Origin of the sequence: Streptomyces sp. V3I8 (assembly GCF_030817535.1) — a bacterium.
GTDB lineage: Bacteria > Actinomycetota > Actinomycetes > Streptomycetales > Streptomycetaceae > Streptomyces.
In genome coordinates, this window is sequence record NZ_JAUSZL010000002.1 from 8,077,607 (window position 1) to 8,097,698 (window position 20,092).

Annotated in this window: 17 protein-coding genes and 3 pseudogenes; 5 read left to right on the forward strand and 15 right to left on the reverse strand. The window is 70.6% G+C overall.

The features are described from left to right. Nucleotides 1–24 precede the first annotated feature (24 nt). The 4 genes from QFZ75_RS35725 to QFZ75_RS35740 all read right to left on the reverse strand — a co-directional run bounded on the left by QFZ75_RS35725 (nt 25) and on the right by QFZ75_RS35740 (nt 5,696). Entirely contained in the window at nt 25–1,527 is a 1,503-nt protein-coding gene (locus tag QFZ75_RS35725) for a prenyltransferase/squalene oxidase repeat-containing protein (RefSeq protein WP_307543573.1), read from the reverse strand. A 109-nt stretch (nt 1,528–1,636) separates the two neighbouring features. Next, nucleotides 1,637–2,593, reverse strand: a complete 957-nt coding sequence (locus QFZ75_RS35730; RefSeq protein WP_307543574.1) for a terpene synthase family protein — start codon at nt 2,591–2,593, stop codon at nt 1,637–1,639. Beyond that, nucleotides 2,590–3,672 carry a polyprenyl synthetase family protein gene (locus tag QFZ75_RS35735; RefSeq protein WP_307543575.1) on the reverse strand — a complete coding sequence of 361 codons (1,083 nt, stop codon included), beginning with the start codon at nt 3,670–3,672 and terminating at the stop codon, nt 2,590–2,592. Before QFZ75_RS35735 ends, QFZ75_RS35730 begins: the two co-directional genes overlap by 4 nt. Nucleotides 3,673–4,439: 767 nt before the next feature. Further along, nucleotides 4,440–5,696 carry a YncE family protein gene (locus tag QFZ75_RS35740; protein WP_307543576.1) on the reverse strand — a complete coding sequence of 419 codons (1,257 nt, stop codon included), beginning with the start codon at nt 5,694–5,696 and terminating at the stop codon, nt 4,440–4,442. A 179-nt stretch (nt 5,697–5,875) separates the two neighbouring features. Here QFZ75_RS35740 and QFZ75_RS35745 point away from each other — a divergent pair. Then, nucleotides 5,876–6,566 (forward strand): annotated as a pseudogene (locus QFZ75_RS35745) (TetR/AcrR family transcriptional regulator). A 248-nt stretch (nt 6,567–6,814) separates the two neighbouring features. On the opposite strand, the pseudogene QFZ75_RS35750 reads toward QFZ75_RS35745, so the two are convergent. The 3 genes and pseudogenes from QFZ75_RS35750 to QFZ75_RS35760 all read right to left on the reverse strand — a co-directional run. Next, nucleotides 6,815–6,946, reverse strand: a pseudogene (locus QFZ75_RS35750) (IS701 family transposase); the annotation flags it as partial. Between the two features lie 583 nt (nt 6,947–7,529). Then, on the reverse strand, nt 7,530–8,648 hold the full coding sequence (locus QFZ75_RS35755) for an acyl-CoA desaturase (RefSeq protein WP_307543577.1): 1,119 nt from the start codon (nt 8,646–8,648) through the stop codon (nt 7,530–7,532). A gap of 7 nt (nt 8,649–8,655) precedes the next feature. Continuing rightward, on the reverse strand, nt 8,656–9,711 hold the full coding sequence (locus QFZ75_RS35760; protein WP_307543578.1) for a ferredoxin reductase: 1,056 nt from the start codon (nt 9,709–9,711) through the stop codon (nt 8,656–8,658). 87 nt (nt 9,712–9,798) lie between these two features. Here QFZ75_RS35760 and QFZ75_RS35765 point away from each other — a divergent pair, with 87 nt between their 5' ends. Beyond that, nucleotides 9,799–10,938, forward strand: coding sequence for a CdaR family transcriptional regulator (locus QFZ75_RS35765; RefSeq protein ID WP_307543579.1), 1,140 nt, complete (start codon nt 9,799–9,801; stop codon nt 10,936–10,938). 153 nt (nt 10,939–11,091) lie between these two features. Continuing rightward, entirely contained in the window at nt 11,092–11,430 is a 339-nt protein-coding gene (locus tag QFZ75_RS35770) for a co-chaperone YbbN (protein ID WP_307543580.1), read from the forward strand. Nucleotides 11,431–11,541: 111 nt separating this feature from the next. Here QFZ75_RS35770 and QFZ75_RS41275 read toward each other — a convergent pair. From QFZ75_RS41275 to mftG, 3 genes and pseudogenes are all read right to left on the reverse strand, one after another. After that, nucleotides 11,542–11,664, reverse strand: a pseudogene (locus QFZ75_RS41275) (IS3 family transposase); the annotation flags it as partial. 77 nt (nt 11,665–11,741) lie between these two features. Next, nucleotides 11,742–12,962, reverse strand: coding sequence for a metallophosphoesterase (locus tag QFZ75_RS35775; RefSeq protein WP_307543581.1), 1,221 nt, complete (start codon nt 12,960–12,962; stop codon nt 11,742–11,744). 137 nt (nt 12,963–13,099) lie between these two features. Next, a complete protein-coding gene (gene mftG, locus QFZ75_RS35780) occupies nt 13,100–14,656 on the reverse strand; it encodes a mycofactocin system GMC family oxidoreductase MftG (RefSeq protein WP_307543582.1) in 1,557 nt (518 codons plus the stop codon). Nucleotides 14,657–14,927: 271 nt separating this feature from the next. Between mftG and QFZ75_RS35785 the strand changes: the two genes are divergently transcribed. Beyond that, nucleotides 14,928–15,770, forward strand: coding sequence for a phosphotransferase (locus tag QFZ75_RS35785; RefSeq protein ID WP_307543583.1), 843 nt, complete (start codon nt 14,928–14,930; stop codon nt 15,768–15,770). Between the two features lie 203 nt (nt 15,771–15,973). Further along, nucleotides 15,974–16,444, forward strand: coding sequence for a cytidine deaminase (locus QFZ75_RS35790; RefSeq protein WP_307543584.1), 471 nt, complete (start codon nt 15,974–15,976; stop codon nt 16,442–16,444). 436 nt (nt 16,445–16,880) lie between these two features. On the opposite strand, the gene pqqE is transcribed toward QFZ75_RS35790, so the two are convergent. From pqqE to pqqA, 5 genes are read right to left on the reverse strand one after another with little or no spacing between them, the layout of a single operon-like run. Continuing rightward, a complete protein-coding gene (gene pqqE / locus QFZ75_RS35795; RefSeq protein WP_307543585.1) occupies nt 16,881–17,993 on the reverse strand; it encodes a pyrroloquinoline quinone biosynthesis protein PqqE in 1,113 nt (370 codons plus the stop codon). Beyond that, the gene (pqqD, locus tag QFZ75_RS35800; RefSeq protein ID WP_307543586.1) at nt 17,990–18,256 is read right to left on the reverse strand and encodes a pyrroloquinoline quinone biosynthesis peptide chaperone PqqD; all 267 of its coding nucleotides are present in this window, start codon (nt 18,254–18,256) and stop codon (nt 17,990–17,992) included. The genes pqqE and pqqD overlap by 4 nt, the downstream gene beginning before the upstream one ends. Next, nucleotides 18,253–19,014, reverse strand: coding sequence for a pyrroloquinoline-quinone synthase PqqC (pqqC, locus tag QFZ75_RS35805; protein WP_373465993.1), 762 nt, complete (start codon nt 19,012–19,014; stop codon nt 18,253–18,255). Before pqqC ends, pqqD begins: the two co-directional genes overlap by 4 nt. After that, nucleotides 19,011–19,910, reverse strand: a complete 900-nt coding sequence (pqqB, locus tag QFZ75_RS35810; RefSeq protein WP_307543587.1) for a pyrroloquinoline quinone biosynthesis protein PqqB — start codon at nt 19,908–19,910, stop codon at nt 19,011–19,013. Before pqqB ends, pqqC begins: the two co-directional genes overlap by 4 nt. A 9-nt stretch (nt 19,911–19,919) precedes the next feature. Beyond that, a complete protein-coding gene (pqqA, locus tag QFZ75_RS35815; protein WP_307543588.1) occupies nt 19,920–20,069 on the reverse strand; it encodes a pyrroloquinoline quinone precursor peptide PqqA in 150 nt (49 codons plus the stop codon). Nucleotides 20,070–20,092: the final 23 nt, after the last annotated feature.

Below are 20,092 nucleotides of genomic sequence, written 5' to 3' on the forward strand. Positions count from 1 at the left end.
CCGAGTAAGGGCCGTTGAGCCCGTTCATGAGGGTGTTTCCTGAACGGCGCATCGGGCGGGTGTCTGGCCGGCGCGGCGGACAGCGATGGTGTGAGCAGAGAGGATGACGGCGCGGACGACATTGACGGGGGTGTAGAGGGTCTTGGCGATCCACAAGGCAGGCAGGTCGGGGTTGTTCAGGTGTGTGCACAGCTGAGTGTGGGCGCGCTGGTAGACCTCGGTGAGGGCTGGGCCGAAGTGGGGTTCGAGGGCGTTGAGGGCGAGGACGGCGTGGCCGGTCTCCTCGGCCGGTCCTGCGCCGGTGCCCCAGGATCCGTCCGGGTGCTGGCTGTCCAGGAGCCACTGCCAGGCGGCCGCCATTTCGTGTGGAGCTGCGAGGGCGCAGGCGAAGGCGGCCTGTGCGGTGGCGTAGTAGGGCGAGGTGTGCCACTTGTCCACCCACCAGGCACCGTCCTTGCGTACGTCCAGGAGATAGCCGAGGGCGGTGCGGATTTCTTCGGCGTAGATGTCGGGGTGAGGCGCGAAGGCTTCAAGGGCGCGGGCGTTGACGGTGACGGTCAGGCCGCGTTCGTGGGGGTAGCAGGCGACGTGGGTGTCGGTGACGAAGGAGGTGAGGGCTTCGAGCAGGGGTCTGGTGGGGCGGTGGTAGGCGTGCAGGACGTTGGCGGCCATCGAGGTGTCGTCGGAGTCGGCGACCTGGAAGCCTGCGCTCATGGCCAGCCCCGCCGGTGAGCGTTCACCCAGAGTTTCCAGGCGTGCGATGTGGGCTGTCGCGGAGGGGGGCTTGAGGCCCGCGCGGGCGAGCGTGTAGAGGGCCCAGGCCGGTTCCATGACATCGAAACCGTGCACTTCCGGCATGCCGCCGTCGTCGGTGGAACGGGCGGCGCTGCACAGGTACCACAGGGCCGCGGGATCGCGGGTGGCCTGCCACAGGGCGATGGTGGAGGAAGGGCTGTCGGCCAGGGAGCCGTTGGGCAGGGTGAAGCGGGCCAGTTCCTGGGCGGGGACGAGGTCGGTGAGGGCTTCGACGGAGTAGAGCAGGCTGGTGGGTTCGCGCAGCAGCGCGCCGGAGTCGACGACGGTGGCGAGTTTGTCCGCGCGCAGGCGGTGCAGTTCTTCTTCGCCGTGCACGGACACGTCCAGTCCGTGTCGGCGGGCCTGCTCCAGGAGGAAGGGGGCGGCCACTTCGAAGCCGACGGTTTCTCCGGGAGCGCCGCGCCAGTCGACGGCGTGGTGCTCGAGGAAGTCCACGCCTGCGTGTACTGCGCGTCGGCTGACGGCGTCGGACGCCTCGTTGAGGGCAGTGATGGCGGCGAGAGTGGAAACGAGGCGGTCGTAGGGGTTGTGGACGGCGTCGCTGCCCCAAGAGCCGTCCGGGTGCTGATGCGTGGTCAGCCAGTGTCGGGCGCGGGGGAAGATCTCCTGGCCGTCCGGGGTGGTCATGCGGGCGGCCCAGGCTGTGGTGTAGGCGGTGGAGGCGATCGTTCTGCCGCCGATGTCCCTGACGATCTTTTCGGCTTCGGTCACCGCATCGTGCATGTGGCTCTCCCTGCTTGTCCTGGAGACGCGTGGGCGCACCGTGCCGGCCGATCAGGTCGTCGTCCGGAAGCCGGCCGCGGGCAAACCCCGGGGCAGTTCAGCGCTCGTGGTTCGTCGGGTGTCTCTGCTGCTCCGGCTCGTGCAGGTGGCCGACATCGCCGAACTGGTGGAGACGCAGGCAGAAATGCAGGTGGTAGCGCAGAGCGTGGGCTTCGGGGCAGGTGCCGGTGAGATGGGGGCGCAGCTGTGTCAGACAGCGCCGGACCTGGTGAGCGATCTGCTTCCTGAGGAAAGCGGGTGATGCGCCGAGGGAGAGGGCGTTGAGGTCGCCGGTGCGGCGTTCGCGTTCGTAGCTCTGGAGATCATTGGCCAGGCGGATGGCCTGGGAGGCCGCTGCGAGCGGGGGCTCCAGTTGTACAAGGCTGCTGTCACCGGCCGGTTGGGGTGCTAGGGCCCATAGTGTGGCCATGAGCAGGGGGACGCCGATGGTCTGGCCGGCGTGGTGCAGGTAGAGGGGGAGGTCAGGTGGTGGGCCTCCGTCCTTGATGCGGGCGGATGCACGGTGCTCGAACGTCATGCCCGCCAGCAGACCGGTGACGGCCTTCACCCACTGAGAGACGACAAACGCCGACGGTGCCGCCTCTCGTACCGTGTCGCGAATGTCGGCGAGGGCACGGGAAAGGGCGATGTGCGGGTCGGGGGCCTTGCCTTCGGCGACCTCCCGCAGATGCGCCAGGCCAAGCAGGGCTGTGTCCTCGTGCTCGGCCCAGTCGTCGACGGTGCAGATCCACAGGACGGTCTTGGCCGTGGTCAAAGTGGCAGTCGGCGTGTTCCAGGGCGCGACGTGGGTGGCGTAGACCGCGCTCAGTGGCACGGCGTCCTGGGTGAAAGGCGCTCCCAGGCTGTGCGTCCACTGGGAGAGCCGAGCGGCAACGACCGTGTCGGTGACGGCCAGGGCGGCCGATGCGGCTGCGCGCCGCGGCTTCCATTCGGATGGGTCCGCAGCGATCCGCGGCAGACGAGACGCTGCGGGAGAGGGGAGGTGTTCAGTCATGCGGTCCTCACAGTGGCGGCGAAGGCGATCTCCAGCAGGGCGGCGGTCACCGCGGGCGGGAACGAGGCTCGCCGCAGAACATCGCACGCCTGGTCCTGCCGGTCCCGGACCAGGCGTTCCACGGCGGCGCGGGCGCCTGTGGCCTCCAGGATCCGGCGAACGTGGTCGGCGTCGTCCTCGTCCAGGGCGCGGTTGCCGATCAGCGCCCGTAGGGTGCGCCGCTGGGCCGGGTCGGCGCGTTGCATCGCCAGGACGACCAGGGTGGTGTCCTTGCCGGCCCGCAGATCATCCAGGCCCGGTTTGCCCGTCACCGTCGGGTCACCGAAGGTGCCGAGCAGGTCGTCGCGCAACTGGAAGGCTTCACCGACCGGGAGGGCGAAGGCGGACAGGGCAGCGCGAAGTGCCGTTCCCGCTCCGGCAAGGACGGCACCCAGATGCAGCGGACACTCCACGGTGTACTTGGCAGTCTTGTAGCGGGCGATGGTCAGCGCACGCCCGGTGTCGGTGGTGGGTCCGCCGGTGGCCAGCAGGTCGAGGTACTGGCCGTGCACGAGGTCGGTCCGCATGGTGTCGATCACCGTCAGGGCGTCGGTGAGCTGGTGCGGGGTGAGCCCGGCGGTGTGAAGGAGTTCGTCGGACCACGCCAGCGCGAGGTCACCGAGCAGGATCGCGGCGCTGGCGCCGAGCCGGCTCGCATCCGCCCGCCCGGTATGGCGGGCAGCCAGAGCGCGGTGGGCGGTGGGCTGCCCGCGGCGGATGGCACTCTCGTCCATGACGTCGTCGTGGATCAACGCGAAGGCGTGGAACATCTCCAGCGAAGCCGCCGCGCTCACCACCGGTCCGGCCTGGCCTTCGCCGCCGGCGGCGTGCCAGCCGATCACACACAGCAAGGGTCTGATCCGCTTGCCGCCCGCGAAGAGGAACTCGCTCAGCACCTCGACGAGTTCGCCGGGCAGCCGATGCTCGGCGGCGGCACGGGCCTTGCCGTCGAGGAAGGCGGCCAGGTGTGTATCGACGTCGGCGCGGATGCCGGCCAGGTGGAGCGGGCCGGTACCCAGTACTTTGTCAGTACCGGCCACTGTGCCCCTCCCGGCCCGCGACGGGCAGTCCGCCCGGGGCGCCGAGCGGCGGCACCCGAAGGATTCATGCCCTGGCCGTGACCTCCGTGACCCGCGCGGGCAGGGCGCACAGGCGCACTCAACATCCGCAACAAGCGCGCGGCCCGGCGCACACCCTCATGGAGGAACACCGCCGAGACGGGCACGGCCGCCGCGCTCGACACGGCCAGGTGCCAGGCGTGTGCCGGCACACGCAGAGCTGCACCGGCACCGAACTCTCCTCGGACAGCCGAGCCGTTGACCTCGGCAGGAGTCCTTGACGTTCCGGGGGAAGCCCTCGGAGCTCTGTCAGGGGCAGTTGGCAAGATCGTGGCTATGGATGTCACCTCTGTCACTCCGCTGTCCCCGGCGGACGTGAGGCTGGAACGGGAGATCCGTGCGACCTGGCGCGGCAGGAGCCCGACCCCGCAGGAACGAGAGGCCCTGGAGCGAATCCGCCCTCCTCGGAAGTTTCCGCCGAGGGCGGCCACCGCACCGTATGAGGGGTCCATGGCGATGCTGCCGGTCGCACAGTTGTACCTGCGGGATGTGCCCGATCCGACCTGATCCGAAAGAAACGCCCTGGGCGCAGTCGCCGCGCCGGGAGTCTCTCCCGTTCGTGCGAGGGTGATCCGTCACTGCCGGGGCTCTCCGCACCGGCGCCGGCCGGGCGGACCCGCTGGGTGTACGAGCCGAGTCGGACATGGCGACCGCTCCGGTGGTACACCCCTGTCGTGTCCCGGGAGCCGTCAGCTGCCGGTTCCGGTCCAGTTCGCCGCCACATGGCCGAGCCGGACCCGCTGCGGATGGTCGCCCACGGGGACCGACACCAGCTTCTGTCCGGTGGCGAAGTCGATCGCCGTGACCTGGTCGGCGCCGCTCTCGGAGATGACGCAGCTCTTGCCGTCGCCGCTGACCGTGGCCCAGTAGGGCTTGGAGGCGGTGACCAGCGGGCCCTGTTGGAGCGTGGCGCGGTCGACGACCGTGGCGTAGTCGTCCATCGTGCCGGCGACGCACAGCTTGGTTCCGTCGGGGCTCATGGAGAGGCCGTGGTGGCGCGAGTCGTTGACGTACGTGGTGCGGTCGTCGCTGGTCGCGGGGTTCTTCGGCAGGGTCTTCGTCCGGGTGATGCGGTCGGTGGCGAGGTCGTACTCGAAGAAGCCGTTGAAGAACGAGACCTGGAAGTACAGCTTGGACTCGTCCGGTGAGAACACCCCCGGGCGCACGGCGTCCGAGTAGTCCTTGAGACCGATCGCGTCCAGCCGCTGCCGCATGTCGATGATCTTGACCTGCTGGTAGGTGTTCGCGTCGACGACGGTGATGCGCCGGTCGCCCTTGGTGAAGTCCTGCCACGGCGCGTCCTGCGAGGTGTTCACGTCGCCGATCGCCATGTTGTAGATGTACTTGCCGTCCTTGGTGAAGATGTTCTCGTGCGGCTTGTCGCCGGTCTTGAACGAGCCCAGCTGCTTGCCGGTGTTGATGTCCAGCACGTGCACGGTGTTCGAGATCGAGGCGGAGACCGCGACCCGGGTGCCGTCGGGCGAGACGGCCATGTGGTCCGAGCGGTAGCCGGACACCGGGAAGCGCCAGTCGATGTTCCCGGTGGCCAGGTTGATGGAGACGACGTCGGCGAAACTGGGCCGGGAGACGACCACCGACGTGCCGTCCGGCGTGGTGTACATGTCGTCGGCGAACTGGTCGTGGCCCTCGCCGACCCCGTTGCGGATCGCCTGGAAGTAGATCCACTTGATCGGGTCGGCGTTGATCGCCGCCATCCGGGCGTTCTTGTCGGGGATCACGTTGATCCGGCCGATCTTGGCGAAGTCACCGCTGGACTTGATGACGTCCGCGGTGCCCTCCCAGTTGTTGCCGACGAACAGCACCTCGCGCAGCGCGGCGGCGTCGGAGGCGTCGGAGACCGCGGTGGCGGCGGTCGCGGGGGCGGTGACGGTCAGGACGAGGGCGGCGGCTACGGAGCAAAGGTGCCTGGTTCGGAAGGCAGGCATGGCTGCTCTCTCCTCTGGGCGGAAGGTGTGGGGGCAGGGCGGAACTGCCCGCCCCGAATCTGAACACGGGTGCATTCAGAATTGACTTACTGGAAAGTAAGGAAGGTCGCCCTTCGCCACAAGACCCCGTACGCGACAAACTTGACGGCAGGGGAGTACGGACCGACGAGGGAGGGTCAGTGGCGGGCAGGCTCAGGGCGCCGACCGGCCGCTACGGTGGCCGGACCGCCGAGCAGCGGCAGGCCGAGCGGCGCGGGAGATTTCTGGCGGCGGCGCTGCAGTCGTTCGGGGGCGTCCCCGGCTACCGCGGCACCACGGTGGCGTCGCTCAGCGAGGCGGCCGGTCTGTCGACCCGCCAGTTCTACGAGGAGTTCCGCACCCTCGAGGACGTCCTGGCGGCGCTGCACCTCCAGGTCAACGACTGGGCCGAGGAGGCGGTCCTGGCGGCCTTCGCCGCCGCGGGGGACGCGCCGCTCGTCGAGCGGGTCACCGCGATCTTCCGGGCCTACGCGGCCAACGTGACCGCCGACCCGCGCCGCGTCCGGATCACCTTCGTGGAGATCGTCGGCGTCAGCCCCCGGCTGGAGGAGCAGCGGCTGGCCCGCCGAGCCCGCTGGGTCGACCTCATCTGCGCCGAGGCGACGGCCGCGGCCGCCCGCGGAGAGGCGGCCCCCCCGGGACTACCGTCTCGCGGCGACGGCCTTCATCGGCAGCGTCAACGGCCTCCTCCACGACTGGAATTCGGGGTGGGTGGACGCCACGCTGGACGAGGTGGTCGACGAACTGGTGCGACAACTGCTGGGAATCCTCAGACCGGCCGGCTGGGAACCCGGGCCCCCTGGAGGACCGGTCCGGCCGCTCACGCGGTGACGGAGGGCGCGGCACGCGCTCACCGGTCGGCCCGGCACAGCCCTGGTACTCCAGTTGCACTTCTCCACATGCCCTGCTCACGGGGACCTTTCCGAGTCTGGTCGGCTGATGCCGCATCAGGTTGGTGATGGTTCGTGACTCGCTCGATCGGGGCGCGGGCGGCGCTGGCAGTGGCAGTGGCGGGCGACGGCCTGGTGGCGTCGGCGCCGGCGGGACCGGTGGAGCCGCTGTACGGGCGACCGGTGCCGGGCCAGGGTGATGTGGCGACACCGGCCGACGTGGCGGCGGACTTCGTACCGGTCCAGGCCGCACTCGTTCTTCGCGGCTTGAAAACACTCCTCGATGGCCCACCGGGCACCGGCTACCCGAACCAGTTCGCAGACGGTGGCGTTCACCGGCGCGAAGGCCAGCCTCTGCGCGGACGGGTTTCGGCGCCGCGGGCATTGCGGCATGTGCAGGGCCAGATACTGCCGTGATCGTAATAACAGGCCCTTTGGTTTGCTTGATCGATAACTTTTACATTCAAAACAGCACCTACGGGAGAGGGTCCCGAGAGGACCTCGGTCAGCGCGCGTGGTGAGGGTGTCGGCGGGGGAGGCAGGGCGAACCTTGCCGCCTCCACCTCTTCCGTGTTGTGAGCGCCGCTCGGCAAACACCGCCTCCTGCGGGGCGATCGGCCGGGAACAAGGATGGTGCCCAGGTCCGCGGGGGAGGGCCCGTGACGTGATCATCGGCCTCGCCTCACGACACCTGGCAGCCACCGAGCGAACCCGTGGCCATCTCGATGGAGCGATCACGAATCACGGATCGCGCCACACGAGTAGGGCCTACGCCGAAATCCGCAGGTCGGCCGGGGTCCGGCAGGGCATGGGTGCAGTCGGTTCCGACAGTGTCCACGTCGCAGCCCGTGCCTTACACCCGGCCCGCCCGCCGGCAGACCGAGTGCGCGTACGTACCCGACATTCAGGCCGCGATGAGCTCCTGCTCGCGGTCCGGCGTCCTGACCTCGGGCTTCTTGTTCGGCAGCGAGAGCCGGAAGACCTTGTGCCAGGCGGAGAACACCTGCTTGGGCAGCGGGCCGGTGACGTACTCCAGCTCGTACTTCTCGAACAGCGCGCGCACCTTCACCGCGACCTCGGCGTACCGGTTGCTCGGCAGGTCCGGGAACAGGTGGTGCTCGATCTGGTGTGACAGGTTGCCGGTCATGAAGTGCATGGCCTTGCTGCCGCTGATGTTCGCCGAGCCCATCATCTGGCGCAGGTACCACTGACCGCGCGTCTCGCCCTTGATCGACCGGCGCTCGAAGACCTGTACGCCCTCGGGGAAGTGCCCGCACATGATCACCGAGTGGGTCCAGAGGTTGCGGACCAGGTTCGCGGTGAAGGTGGCGGCGAGCGTGTTGAGGAACGACGGGCCCGACAGCAGCGGGTGGATCACGTAGTCCTTGAGCACCTGCTTGCGGATCTTGCGGCCCACGGCCCTGGCCCGCGCGCGGAACTCCGGGTTCTTGCGGCGGCGCTTGTGCAGGTTCTTGCCGAGCTCCAGGTCGTACGCCGCGATGCCGTACTCGAAGAAGCAGGCGTTGAGGAAGTTCCACAGCGGCTGGCCGAGGTGGAACGGGTGCCACTTCTGGTCCTCGTCGACGCGCATGATGCCGTAGCCGAGGTCGTTGTCCTTGCCGATCACGTTGGTGTACGTGTGGTGCAGCTCGTTGTGCGAGTGCTTCCACTGCTCGGACGGCGAGACGTGATCCCACTCCCAGGTGGTGGAGTGGATCTTCGGGTCCCGCATCCAGTCCCACTGGCCGTGCAGGATGTTGTGGCCGATCTCCATGTTGTCCATGATCTTCGCCACGGACAGCCCGGCGGTGCCGAGCAGCCACGCGGGCGGGAAGATCGAGAACAGCAGTACACCCCTGCTGGCAAGCTCGAGCTTGCGTTGCACGGAGATGACCTTGCGGATGTAGGCGGCGTCCTTCTCGCCGCGGTCGGCGATCACCTCGTCGCGGATCGCGTCCAGCTCGCGGCCGAGCTCCTCGATCTGCTCCGCGGTCAGGTGGGCGGTGGGGTCGATGGCGGTCAAGGTGCTCCTACCGTTCGATGTCGCAGGGGCCCGCCGCGGCGGACACACAGGTCTGGATGAGGACGCCCGGCTCGGCCTCGGTGAGCTCGCCGGTGCGCAGGTCGCGGACGGCGCCCGCCTTGAGCGGCGTGACGCAGCCGAAGCAGATGCCCATGCGGCACCCGGAGGGCATGAGCACGCCGGCCTCCTCGCCGACGTCCAGCAACGGCGTGGCGCCGTCCGCGTCGACGGTCCTGCCGGTGACGCTGAACGTGACCTCGCCGCCGTCGCCGGCGACGACGATGCCGGGGCGGAAGCGTTCGGTGTGCAGGCGCTCCTGGACGCCGTGCCCGGTCCAGTGCTCTTCGGCGGCGTCGAGCAGGCCCGCGGGCCCGCAGGCCCAGGTCTCGCGCTCGGCCCAGTCGGGCACGAGTTCGTCGAGACGGGCGATGTCGAGCATGCCGTCCGTGTCGGTGTGCACCTCGGTGAGCCGCAGTTTCTTGTCCGCGACCAGGTCGTGCAGTTCGTTGCGGAAGATCACGTCCTGCGGCTGTGGCGCGCAGTGGACCATGACGACGTCGTCGAGCTCGGTGTCGCGCAGCATGCCCATCACGGGCGTGATGCCGCTGCCGGCCGTCAGGTAGAGCACCTTGGCGGGCCTGGCCCGCGGCAGCACGAAGTCACCGGTCGGCTGGTCGAGCTGGATCAGCGTGCCCGGCTTCACCCTGCGGACCAGGTGGTTGCTGACCTTGCCGTCCGGGATCGCCTTCACGGTGATCGTGACACGGCCGTCCCGGCGGTTCGTCGGCGAGGTGAGGGAGTAGGCACGCCACAGGCGCACCCCGTCGACGTCGACCCCGATCCGCACGTACTGACCGGCTGTGTGGCCGCGCCAGCCCCGTCCCGGTCTGATCACGACGGTCGCGGCGTCACCCGTCTCGGGGTGCACGGCCTCGATGCGCCCCCGCAGGTCGGCGCCCGCACGCAGCGGGCTGACCAGGTCGAGGTAATCCGACGGCAGCAGCGGCGTCGTGACCGTCTCCAGCAGTTTCCACGCCCTGCTGCGGAGGGCTGCACTTGTCATGACTCCAGCTTGCTGTGCCTCAAGGCGTAAAGTCCTGACCGCAGGATGTGAATCTGGTCGGTTGAATTGTTCGCAGGGAACAAAAATATGAGCCATGCAATCCAGAGGGCCAGTGAACTGGCCCTGGGTGAGACGACGGTCACCGCACTGCGGGCCGCGCTGAGGACCACCGCCGACGAGGTCGTCCAGGCGATCATCGACGAGGTCCCTCCCTACGCCAACGCCCTTTCTGGCCGCATGGGCGTCACCATCCGCCGAGCCGTCCGCACCGCCCTGGGGCACTACCTGGACCTCGCGAGCGGGAACGCCACAGGCGGCGACGCCGGTGACGCGGCCTACGAGCTGGGCCGCGGCGAGGTGCGCGACGGCCGTTCGATGGACGCCCTGCTCAGCGCCTACCGCGTCGGCGCCCGCGTGGCCTGGCGATGCCTGGCGGCGGGCGCCGTGCCCGCGGGCCTGCCCGCCGCCGAGGTCGCCAAGTTCGCCGAGCTGACCTTTGCCTACATCGACGAGCTCTCCGCCGCGAGCGCCGCGGGCCACGCCGACGAACTGGCCGCCCGGGGCAGGGCCCACGAGCGCCAACTGGAACATCTGGCCCGCGACCTCCTCGCCGGCGCGAGCCCGGACGTGCTGCTGGCCTCTGTCCAACGGGCCGGGTGGCAGCCTCCGGTTTCGCTGACCGCGGTCCTGCTGCCCGCCGCCCAGGCGCGGCCCGCCTACCGCGCGCTCGACCCGAGCACCCTCGTCCTCGACGATCTGCCGGACGCCACCGGTGTGCTGCTCGTCCCCGATGCGGACCGGTCACATCTCTTGCGGCAGCTGACCGACCGCGCCGCCGTGGTCGGCCCGGCCCGGCCATGGACGCGTGCGTCCGCCTCGTACGCACGAGCCGTACGCGCGCGCTCCCTCTCCTGCGATATCCGCGACACCGAGGACCACCTGCCCGAGCTGGTGCTGAGCGCCGACGTGGACGCGTTCGCGGACCTGCGGGCCCGGGCCCTCGCACCGTTGCGGACCTTGCCTGTCGCGACCGCACGGCGGCTGGAGGAGACGTTGCGGGCGTGGCTGCTGCACCAGGGCAGGCGGGAGGAGGTGGCGGCGGCGTTGTTCGTCCATCCCCAGACGGTCCGGTACCGGATGGCGCAGCTGCGGGAGCTGTTTCCGGATCTCGCATCGCCGCACCGGGTCCTTGAACTGACGCTGGCGGTCGGTCTCGGGGCCAGCTGACGCCTACTTCGACCGTCCACGACCGTGTCCGCGAGCGGTCCGGGAATCGCGCCCCGCTTCCGCCGGATCGACCGGGCGGCCGACCGGTCCGGCCCGGCACACCGCGTGGGGGATGATGGGGAGGGAACAACGGACGTGAGGTCAGGAGCTTCCATGGCGAAGCGGGTTCACCGACCCCGTGAGGACGCGGAGTTCGATTTCATCCTCGGGATGAGCGCGGTTCCGGTCCTCGCGTACTTCACCGGGACATGGCCCAAGGCGATCGAGCCCTGCCGGGTGATGGACCTCGTCGTGGGTGGCATCGCCGACGACTGCGCGGGCCGCCTGACGGCCGTCCGCGCCGACATCACGCGTTGTCCGGCCGCGACCGGGCGGTACGGGATCACCGAAGCCCCGTCCTGCGTCCTGCTGAAGGAGGGAGAGGCGGTGGCGCACGCCACGGGGCCCATGACCGTCGCCGAGGTACGGAAGTTCCTGGACGGCCACCTCTGAGCGGCCGCCGGATCGCCTTCGCCCGGTGTCGGCTTCGCCCGGTGTCGACTTCGCCTTCGGGTCCGGCCGGGTCGGCGAACGTCTCTTGCGCCGGGTGGTGACGCCGCGGATGTCGTGGATGTTGCGCTCACGCATCACTCGGGCGACGCGCTCGCGGTTCACCCGCCGGCCCGGGTGGTGCGGTGCGGCATGGGTACGCGGGACACCGTAGGTGTGCCGGAAAGCGATGTGCACGACGGTGACCAAGGGGAAAACTCCGGCCCTTGCCGGCCGTGGTGCCGTTCCGGACGGACGTGTCCGCCCGGCCGGTCCTACATCGAGGTGGGCTGCCGCGGGGAGCGGAGCACGAGCAGGGTGATCTCGCTGGGGGCGAAGACGCGGAACGGCGGGCCCCAGAAGCCGGTGCCGCGGCTGGTGTAGAGGAGGGTGCGGGCGCCGTGGCGGCTGAGGCCGGCGAGGGCCGGCTGGTCGACGCGGACGAGGTGGTGGAAGGGCCAGATCTGACCGCCGTGGGTGTGGCCGGAGAGCTGGAGGTCGATGCCGCCCGCCGCGGCCCGGTCGACGAACTTGGGCTGGTGGGCCAGGAGCAGGACGGGCAGGTCGGGGTCGGCGCCGCGCAGGGCTCCGGCGAGGTGGGCGCGGTGGCCGGCCAGGCCGGAGGACTCGGCGGTGACGTCGTCCACGCCGGCGACCACGAGGGTGTCGCCGCCTCGTTCGAGCAGCAGATGGCGGTTGCGCAGCGGCTCCCAGCCCAGCTCGTCCATCAGGTCGACCCAGCCCTGGGCCTCGCTGTAGTACTCGTGGTTGCCGGTGACGTAGACCCGGGCCCGGGTGGCCCGCACGGTGGCGAGTGGGGCGGCCTGTGCGCGGCGGCGTTCGGCCGTGCCGTCCGCGATGTCGCCGGTGTGGCAGACCAGGTCGGCCTCCAGGGTGTTCACCGTCTCGCACACCCGTGCCGACCAGCGGGCGCGGTCGAGCGGGCCGTAGTGGGTGTCGGTGATGAGGGCGACGCGGAGGCCGTCCAACCCGGCGCCCAGGCGCGGGAGTTGCACGTCGAGCCGGCGTACGCGTGGCACGCGGCGGGCTTCGGCGTACCCCCAGGCGAGCAGTACGGCGGTTGTGCCGAGGACGGCCCAGGTCACGATCCGCGCCCGGTCCTGGCCCTCGCCGACGCCGCTCACGGTCAGGGCGAGCCGCAGCACGACACCGAGCAGGACGGACCAGGTGAACAGGACCCAGCTGATACCCAGCAGGGTGTCACCGACGATCGCCGCCCGGTCCTGCTGGCGCCGGCCGTGGCCGCGCGCCATCGCGAGCGGCATACCGAGGAGGCCGAGGACGAACAGGGCGGTGCCGGCGAGCGTGACGGGCAGCGGCCAGTGCTGGCCGGTGTGCAGAAGGACCCCGCAGGGCACGGCCCACAGCAGGACGGGGGCGATCAGAGGGAGGTGGCGCATCAGGCGGTGCAGCAGGCTGCGCCGCGGCGCTCGCGCCGCACTGTCGGCGGGTCGGGTGTCGCTGGTGTCGGTCACGCTTCCCCTCCTTGACCAGGCTGCCGTCCCGCGCACTGTATCCGGTCGTCCCCGGGCCGGTCGGACGGGCGTCCGCGGATGCGGAGCCGCCTGCACACCGGTCCCGGCGCCGGTGCTCCGCCGGACCGGATCCTGAGTCAGGGCAGATCCCGCCGCATGGCGTCGGCGACGAGTGCGCCGATCAGGACGGCCGTCGCCGCAGGACCGCGCAAGGGGGCGGTGGGGAGGATGGAGGTGTCCGCGACCCGTAGACCGCGGACACCGTGCACCCTTCCGTAGCCGTCCACAGCGGCCCCCGGGTCGCCGGCGGGTCCCATGGGCACGGTGCCGCAGGTGTGGTGGGAGGTGCCGAGACGCCCGTCGATCCATCGGTCGAGCAGTCCGTCGTCGTTCCACACGTCCTGCCCCGGATGCGCGAGCCCGAGGGAGACCTCGTCGAACGCGCCGGTGGTGACGAGCGTGGCGGCGGCGCGGACCGCCTCCCGCAGGCGGCGTCTGTCGTCGGCGGTGCCGAGATAGCCGTAGTCGATGCTCGGCGGGGTGGCCGGGTCCGCGGATCGGGTGCGCAGCCTGCCGCTGGTTCGTGGGGTCTGGACGGACACGAGGAACGCGAGGGGAGCGCCGGGGACGGACACCCGTCCGCCGACCAGCCCCGCCATGGGGACGAGTGACTGCAGGATCTCCAGGTCCCCGGGGTGCTCTCCGTCCGACGAGGACAGATGCAGGGCGCCCCCCAGCCAGGAGCCGGTGGGCGCGGGCATCGGCCGCCTGGGCATCCACTCCATGACCACCTGGGGATGGTCACCGAACCGGGAGCCGACGGCGGGGGCGTCGTGGACGACGGGGATGCCGAGGCGTTGCAGCTCGCGGCGCGGTCCGATGCCCGACAGGTGCAGCAGGTGGGGCGAGGCGAACGCGCCGGCGCACACCACGACCTCGCCCGCGCGCACGGTCGTGCGGCGCCCGTCGTGTTCGACGACCACGCCGGTCGCCCGGCCGCGCTCGACGACGACTCGACGCACCGGGCTGTCGCCGTTCACCATGAGGTTGGGGCGGCCGAGCGCGGCCAGAAGATGACTGACGCCGGTGTTGAGCCGCAGACCGTCCACGGAGTTGGACGGCACCGCACCGAAGCCGGGCGCGCCCTGGGCGTTCTTGTCCGGCTCCTCGGGAAAACCCAGCTGACGGGCGGCGGCCCGGAACGCCGCGGCGGCGGGATGCCCCAGTCGTGAGCGCCGGATCCGCACCGGACCGCTGCCGCCGTGCAGGTCATCGGCGCCGTGGTCGAGGTCGGTCTCCATGGAGCGCAGGAACGGGAGCACCCGGTCGTACGACCACGCCGGGCCGCCGGCGGCCGACCAGCGGTCGAAGTCCTCCCGCCGGGCACGGACGAAGTACCCGCCGTTGACGGTGGTCGAGCCGCCGAGGAAGCGTCCGCGGGCGACGGTGTAGGGATGACGCGGTGTGAGACGTACCGCCCACGGCTGCACGGCGGTGTGTCCGGGCTGGGCGCCGGGGACGAGCCGGGCGTCCAGCAACCCGGCGGGGAACCCCGGGAGGTGACGGGGCGCGGGACCCGCCTCCAGCACCAGCACACTGCGACCGGGGTCCTCACTGAGCAGCGCCGCGAGGACGGCGCCGCTGCCCCCGGCACCCACCACGACGACGTCGGGCCGACGGGCGGTGTGTTTCATGGACGAGCGACGGAACGTATGACGGTGCACGGTTGTGGACTCACGTCCCGGTGATCGGGACCTCCGGGCTCGACGCGCCGATCCGCCTCACCCGGGAACCCGCCCAGGCCTGCGACCTGTCCTGCATCCACTGACTCTCCAGCCCCGGCCACCGCGACCCTCGCGAACTGAGCACCGACGAGCCTATGATCCGCCCTGCCTTCTGGGAACTCCTGATGCTCCAGGTCAGCCCGAAGATGTTGTTCAGGCCCACCGAGTTAGGGAGAACGGCATGGAACCATCACCACTTCGCCGCGCGGTCGAGGCAGGACGGGCGACCGCTTCGGAGCTGGGCCTCCGGGCCGACGACGTGGTCGTCATCCACAACTCGGACCGGATCGCGCTGCGCCTGGTCCCTTGCGGTGTTCTGGCCCGGGTCGCACCTTCGGGACATCTGGCCGATTCCGAGTTCGAAGTGGAGGTCGCCCGCCGTCTCGCCGACGTCGGCGCTCCGGTGGCCGAGCTCGATCCTCGGGTCGAACCGCGGGTCTTCCTGCGTGATGGCTTCGCCGTCTCGCTCTGGACCTACTACGAACCTGTGGGATCACAGATCGCGCCGGCCGACTACGCGGACGCGTTCATACGGCACCATGCCGCCCTGCGTCAGATCGATCTGGCGGCACCGCATTTCACCGATCGAGTCGCCCTGGCGCTGAGAAAGGTGAACGACCGGGAGCAGTCCCCCGAACTGCCCGATTCCGACCGGGAACTCCTCAGTCGCACACTCGGTGGTCTGAGTGCCGCGATCGGCAGCGACCAGACCGGCGACCAGTTGTTGCACGGTGAGCCGCATCCGGGCAACCTCCTGAACACAAGGAGAGGGCCGCTTTTCGTGGACCTCGCCACTTGCTGCCGGGGACCGATCGAGTTCGACCTCGCCCATGCGCCCGAGGAGGTGGGAAAGCACTGCGCGGGGGCCGACCACGACCTGATCCACCGGTGCCGCGCTCTGAACTGGGCGTTGTTCTCGGCCTGGCGCTGGCGCCGAGACGACCAGATGTCTGACCGGGACCATCGGAGAGCGGAGGGGCTCAACCAGGTTCGTGCCGCGCTTGATCGCTGCGGGCTCGGCTGAACTCGAGACGGCGGGGCTGCTGGGCCGGTCTTGATCCGCCGCACCGGGTGCGGCATTCCGACACGGTGCAGGAGGCCCGGGTGGACGCCTTGACACAGGGCGGAGAAGCATCATTCGGCGGAGCGAGCACACGGTCGATATTCGCTTGCGCACCGTCGTCATCCGGGTGGACGTCGCCTGACATCCTCACGAAGGCGGAGAAGATGACCACGCAGGCTCCCCGCGTCGACCACGAGCTCATCCAGGCCGCGGACCATGTCGCACGTACTCGCTGCCGGGGCGACAACCACACCATGGCGGCCGCGGGCCGTGCCCGGGACGGCCGCATCATCACCGCGGTGAACGCCTACCACTTCACCGGCGGCCCCTGCGCCGAGCTGGTTCTCCTCGGCACGGCAGCTGCCCAAGGCGTCTATGGGCTGGACACGATCGTCGCCGTGGGCGACCGCGGCCGGGGGGTCGTTCCCCCGTGCGGACGGTGCCGCCAGGTCCTTCTCGACTACTTTCCGGCCCTGAAGGTCATCGTGGGGGCCGGCGACCGGCTCCGGACCGTCTCCGTCACCGATCTGCTTCCCGAAAGCTACATCTGGGCCGACCACCAGCTCGTCACTGTCGACCTTGAGACCTCACCGTCGACAGTGACGGCCACGGACGACGCAGCGCGGAAGGCGTGAAGCGAGCAGTGTGCGGTGCCGGCCTGCCCGGCAGCTCTGAGCGCCCGGTATCGCCATTGCCCGGGCCCGGACGCCGACGAGAAGGGCTGGTGGCATCGTACGCCGGGGTCCCGTCGTGCTCGGTTTGCCGGAGAAGGCGTCCAGCACCGCTCCGTCGTGGTCCAGGCCGAGCGCATGCCCCATCTCGTGGCAGGCGACACTGCGTCGGGCCGCGTAGGTGTTGGGAGTGACCTGGTCGTTGGTGTGGTCGAGGAAGTACCCCTGTGGGTCGTTGAACGGTCCGCAGTCCCATTTGTGTCCGCACCATGCGGATGCGGTGCCGACGTAGGGCGCGCAGCCGAACACCCCCATGCCGGCTGCGCCGTCCGCCTCCTGCACGCCGCGGACGCCCTGCTGTCGCAGACCGGCCCTCGGGCGGCGAGCGGTCCTCGGGCGGTTACCGTCTGCCGCGTTCGGCCGGGATCGGCCGGTGCGGTGAGGCGGGGCGCCGTGGCACGAGCCGTGGTGGGGCCCCGGGCTCGGTGAGGGCGACCAGGGCGGCGTGATCGGGGGAGAGGGAGCAGGCCGGGTCGGTGCGGGTGGCGTCCCCGGTCAGGGCGTGGGCCTGGCACCGGCAGCCTCCGAAGTCCTCGGTGCGCCGCTCGCAGGTACGGCAGGGGGAGGGCATCCAGTCGGTGCCGCGGTAGGCGTTGAAGGCCGGTGACTCCTCCCAGATCCAGCGCAGTGACCGGTCGGTGACGTTCGGCGGGCACAGGCCGGGGAGGACTGCCGCGGCGGGGCAGGGGAGCGCTGTTCCGTCGGGCGTGACGGTCAGGGACACCGCACCCCAGCCGCCCATGCAGGGCTTGGGCGTGCCGGAGAAGTAGTCGGGCACCACCCAGGTGATGTCGAGAGCGCCGGCCAGTTGTTCTTGCCGGCGCTCCACGGTTTCGGCGGCCACCCGGAGCTGCTCCCGGCTCGGCATGAGAGCGGCGCGGTTGAGCAGACCCCAGCCGTAGAACTGGGTGTTGGCCAGTTCGACGCGGTCCGCCCGCCAGTCGACGGCCAGTTGTACGAGGTCGTCCACGGCGTCGAGGTTGTGCCGGTGCAGGACGACGTTGATGCCGAGGGGAAGGCCACGCTCCTTCACGAGCCGGGCCGCCGCCCGCTTGGCGTCGAAGGACCGACGGCCCGCGATCTCGTCGGACCGGCCGGGATCGGAGTGCTGGACGGACAGCTGCACACTGTGCAGACCGGCGCCCGCCAGGGCGTCGAGTCGTTGTGCGGACAGTCCGTCGCCGCTGGTCACCAACTGCGTGTACAGCCCGGCGTCCACCGCGCTCGCGGTGATCTCCTCCAGGTCCCCGCGCAGCAGGGGCTCGCCGCCGGAGAGATGGGTGTGCAGTACGCCGAGGCCGGCCGCCTGGCGGAAGACGTCCGCCCATCGGGAGGCGCTCAGTTCCTGTGAACGACGCGTCAGTTCCAGTGGGTTGGAGCAGTACCCGCAGTGCAGGGGGCAGGCGTGGGTGAGTTCGCAGAGCAGGGCCCAGGGCGGAGGGGGAGTCGTCATCGCAGGCAGCCTTCCGTGCGCAGCCGGTGCAGGAACGAGGAGACCTCGTGGCGTACGCAGGAGGTGTCGGCGCCGGTCGACAGCAGGTCGGCGATCTCGTCGACGGTGCGGCTGCCGTCGCACAGGTCGAGAACGGCGCGTCCTGAACCGTGCAGTACGACGACGCGTTCGGGCAGCAGCAGGACGTCGGTTCCCCGGACCCGGTCGTGGCGCAGCACCGCGGCCGCGAGGACACAGGGGCGCCAGGGCGGGTCGCCGCTCATCGCGGTGTCTCCTGCTGTGCTGCGCCCTGCACGCTGTCGAGCAGGCTCCACAGGACGTCGCACTTGAACGACAGGGCTGCCAGCGCCCGGTCCTGCTGTTCGCGGGTCACCGCCCACTCCTTCACCCAGGACAGCGCCTCGCTTCCGTCGCGGCGTCCTTGGGGGACGCGGCTGTGGAAGTAGGACAGGCCCCCCGAGTCGATCCAGGGGTAGTGCAGCGGGAAGGTCTCCAGGCGGGTCAGCATGATCGAGGGCGCGCACAGCTCGGTCAGGGACGAGGCCACCGCTTCGAGCGCGCTGTTGTTGCGGCAGAAGTTGACGTAACCGTCGACGGCCAGCCGGACCCCGGGCAGCAGGTGCCGGTGTGCCGACAGGTCGCGCCGGTCGAGCCCGACCGCTTCGCCGAGCCGCAGCCACCTTTCGATGCCGCCCTCCCGGTCGCCCGTCCCGTCGTGGTCCTGGATGCGCCGCAGCCAGGAGCGGCGCTGGGCGGGGAGCTGGAGTTTGGCCAGGATGTAGGCGTCCTTGACGGGGATGTTGCACTGGTAGTAGAAGCGGTTCGCGACCCACAGCCGCAGTTCGCCGGGGCTCAGCGCACCCCGGTGCATGCGCTGGTTGAAGGGGTGGCGGTCGTGGTAGCGGGCGGTGGCCAGCTCACGCAGCCGGGCCTCCAGTCGCTCCTCGTCCCATGGGCTGTCGTCCGTCCCGTTCGCATGCGGTGGAACGGGGACTGCGGTCCGGAAAACGGTCGTGGTCACAGGTGCACCACCATCTTCTCCTCGGCCACGCGCAGGCCGAGGCCGGCGAGCCGTTCGTGGGCGGGGTCGCCGGGGTCGACCAGCGGGTTGGTGTTGTTGAGGTGGGTGTAGAGGACCTGCGCCCCGGCCCGGTGGAGGCGTTCGGCGGTGCCGCCGGAACCCTCGACGGGCAGGTGTCCCATCCCGGTGGCCGTGCGCCGTGAGACACCGGTGCGGCGCGGTTCGTCCTCGTCGAGGAAGGTGCCGTCGAGAAGCACGCAGTCGGCTCCGGCGATCTCGGCGTCCAGGGGGTCGCTCCAGGCGGCCAGTGCCGGTGCGTACAGAGCGCTTGTGTCCGTGCCGGGGTCGCGCACCTTGAGTGCCGTGGTCCAGGCGGGGTGCGCGGGTTCGTCGGCCGCGTACCGGGGGCGCTTGGCCGACAGCGGCAGGGCGCTCACCTCCAGTCCCGCGATCTCGGCCGGCTGTCCGGCGCCGGTGAGCGGCAGGTCGTGCCAGGTGAGCGTGGTGTAGGGGGAAAGGATGCCGGTGAGGGGCAGCCGGGTGGTCAGGGCCTTGCGTACGGGTCGGGTGCACCAGACGTCGATGCGTGCGGCCTCCCGCAGGCGCAGCAGCCCGAGGGTGTGGTCCAGTTCCGCGTCGGTGAGGACGACCCGGATCACGGGCGTGCGTTCCTGCCCCGCCCCGGGCCGCAGGGCGGGCCGGCCTTCGAGCTGTTCGGCGACGTCCGGTGTGGCGTTGGCGAGGAACCAGGCGCCCGGGTCCTGGCCGTGGACGGCCAGGCTGTCGTGGAGACGGCGGCGGGAAGGGTGCCGGCGTGCCCCGGCGCAGCCGGGGCACGCGCAGTTCCACTGGGGAAGGCCGCCGCCGGCTGCTGTCCCCAGGATGCGCAGCAGCACGGCGGTCGCCTACTTCTCGCGCAGCAGGTAGGCGGTGACTTCCAGGGCGGTGTCGACCACCGTGAAGTCGGGGGTCTGCCAGTTGCCGCCGGTCTGCGCGGGCGCCTGGTCCCGGTGCTGCGTCTGCGGTTCGTTGTTCATGACGGCCTTGCCTTTCATGGTGGGTGAGGAACAGGCCGCGG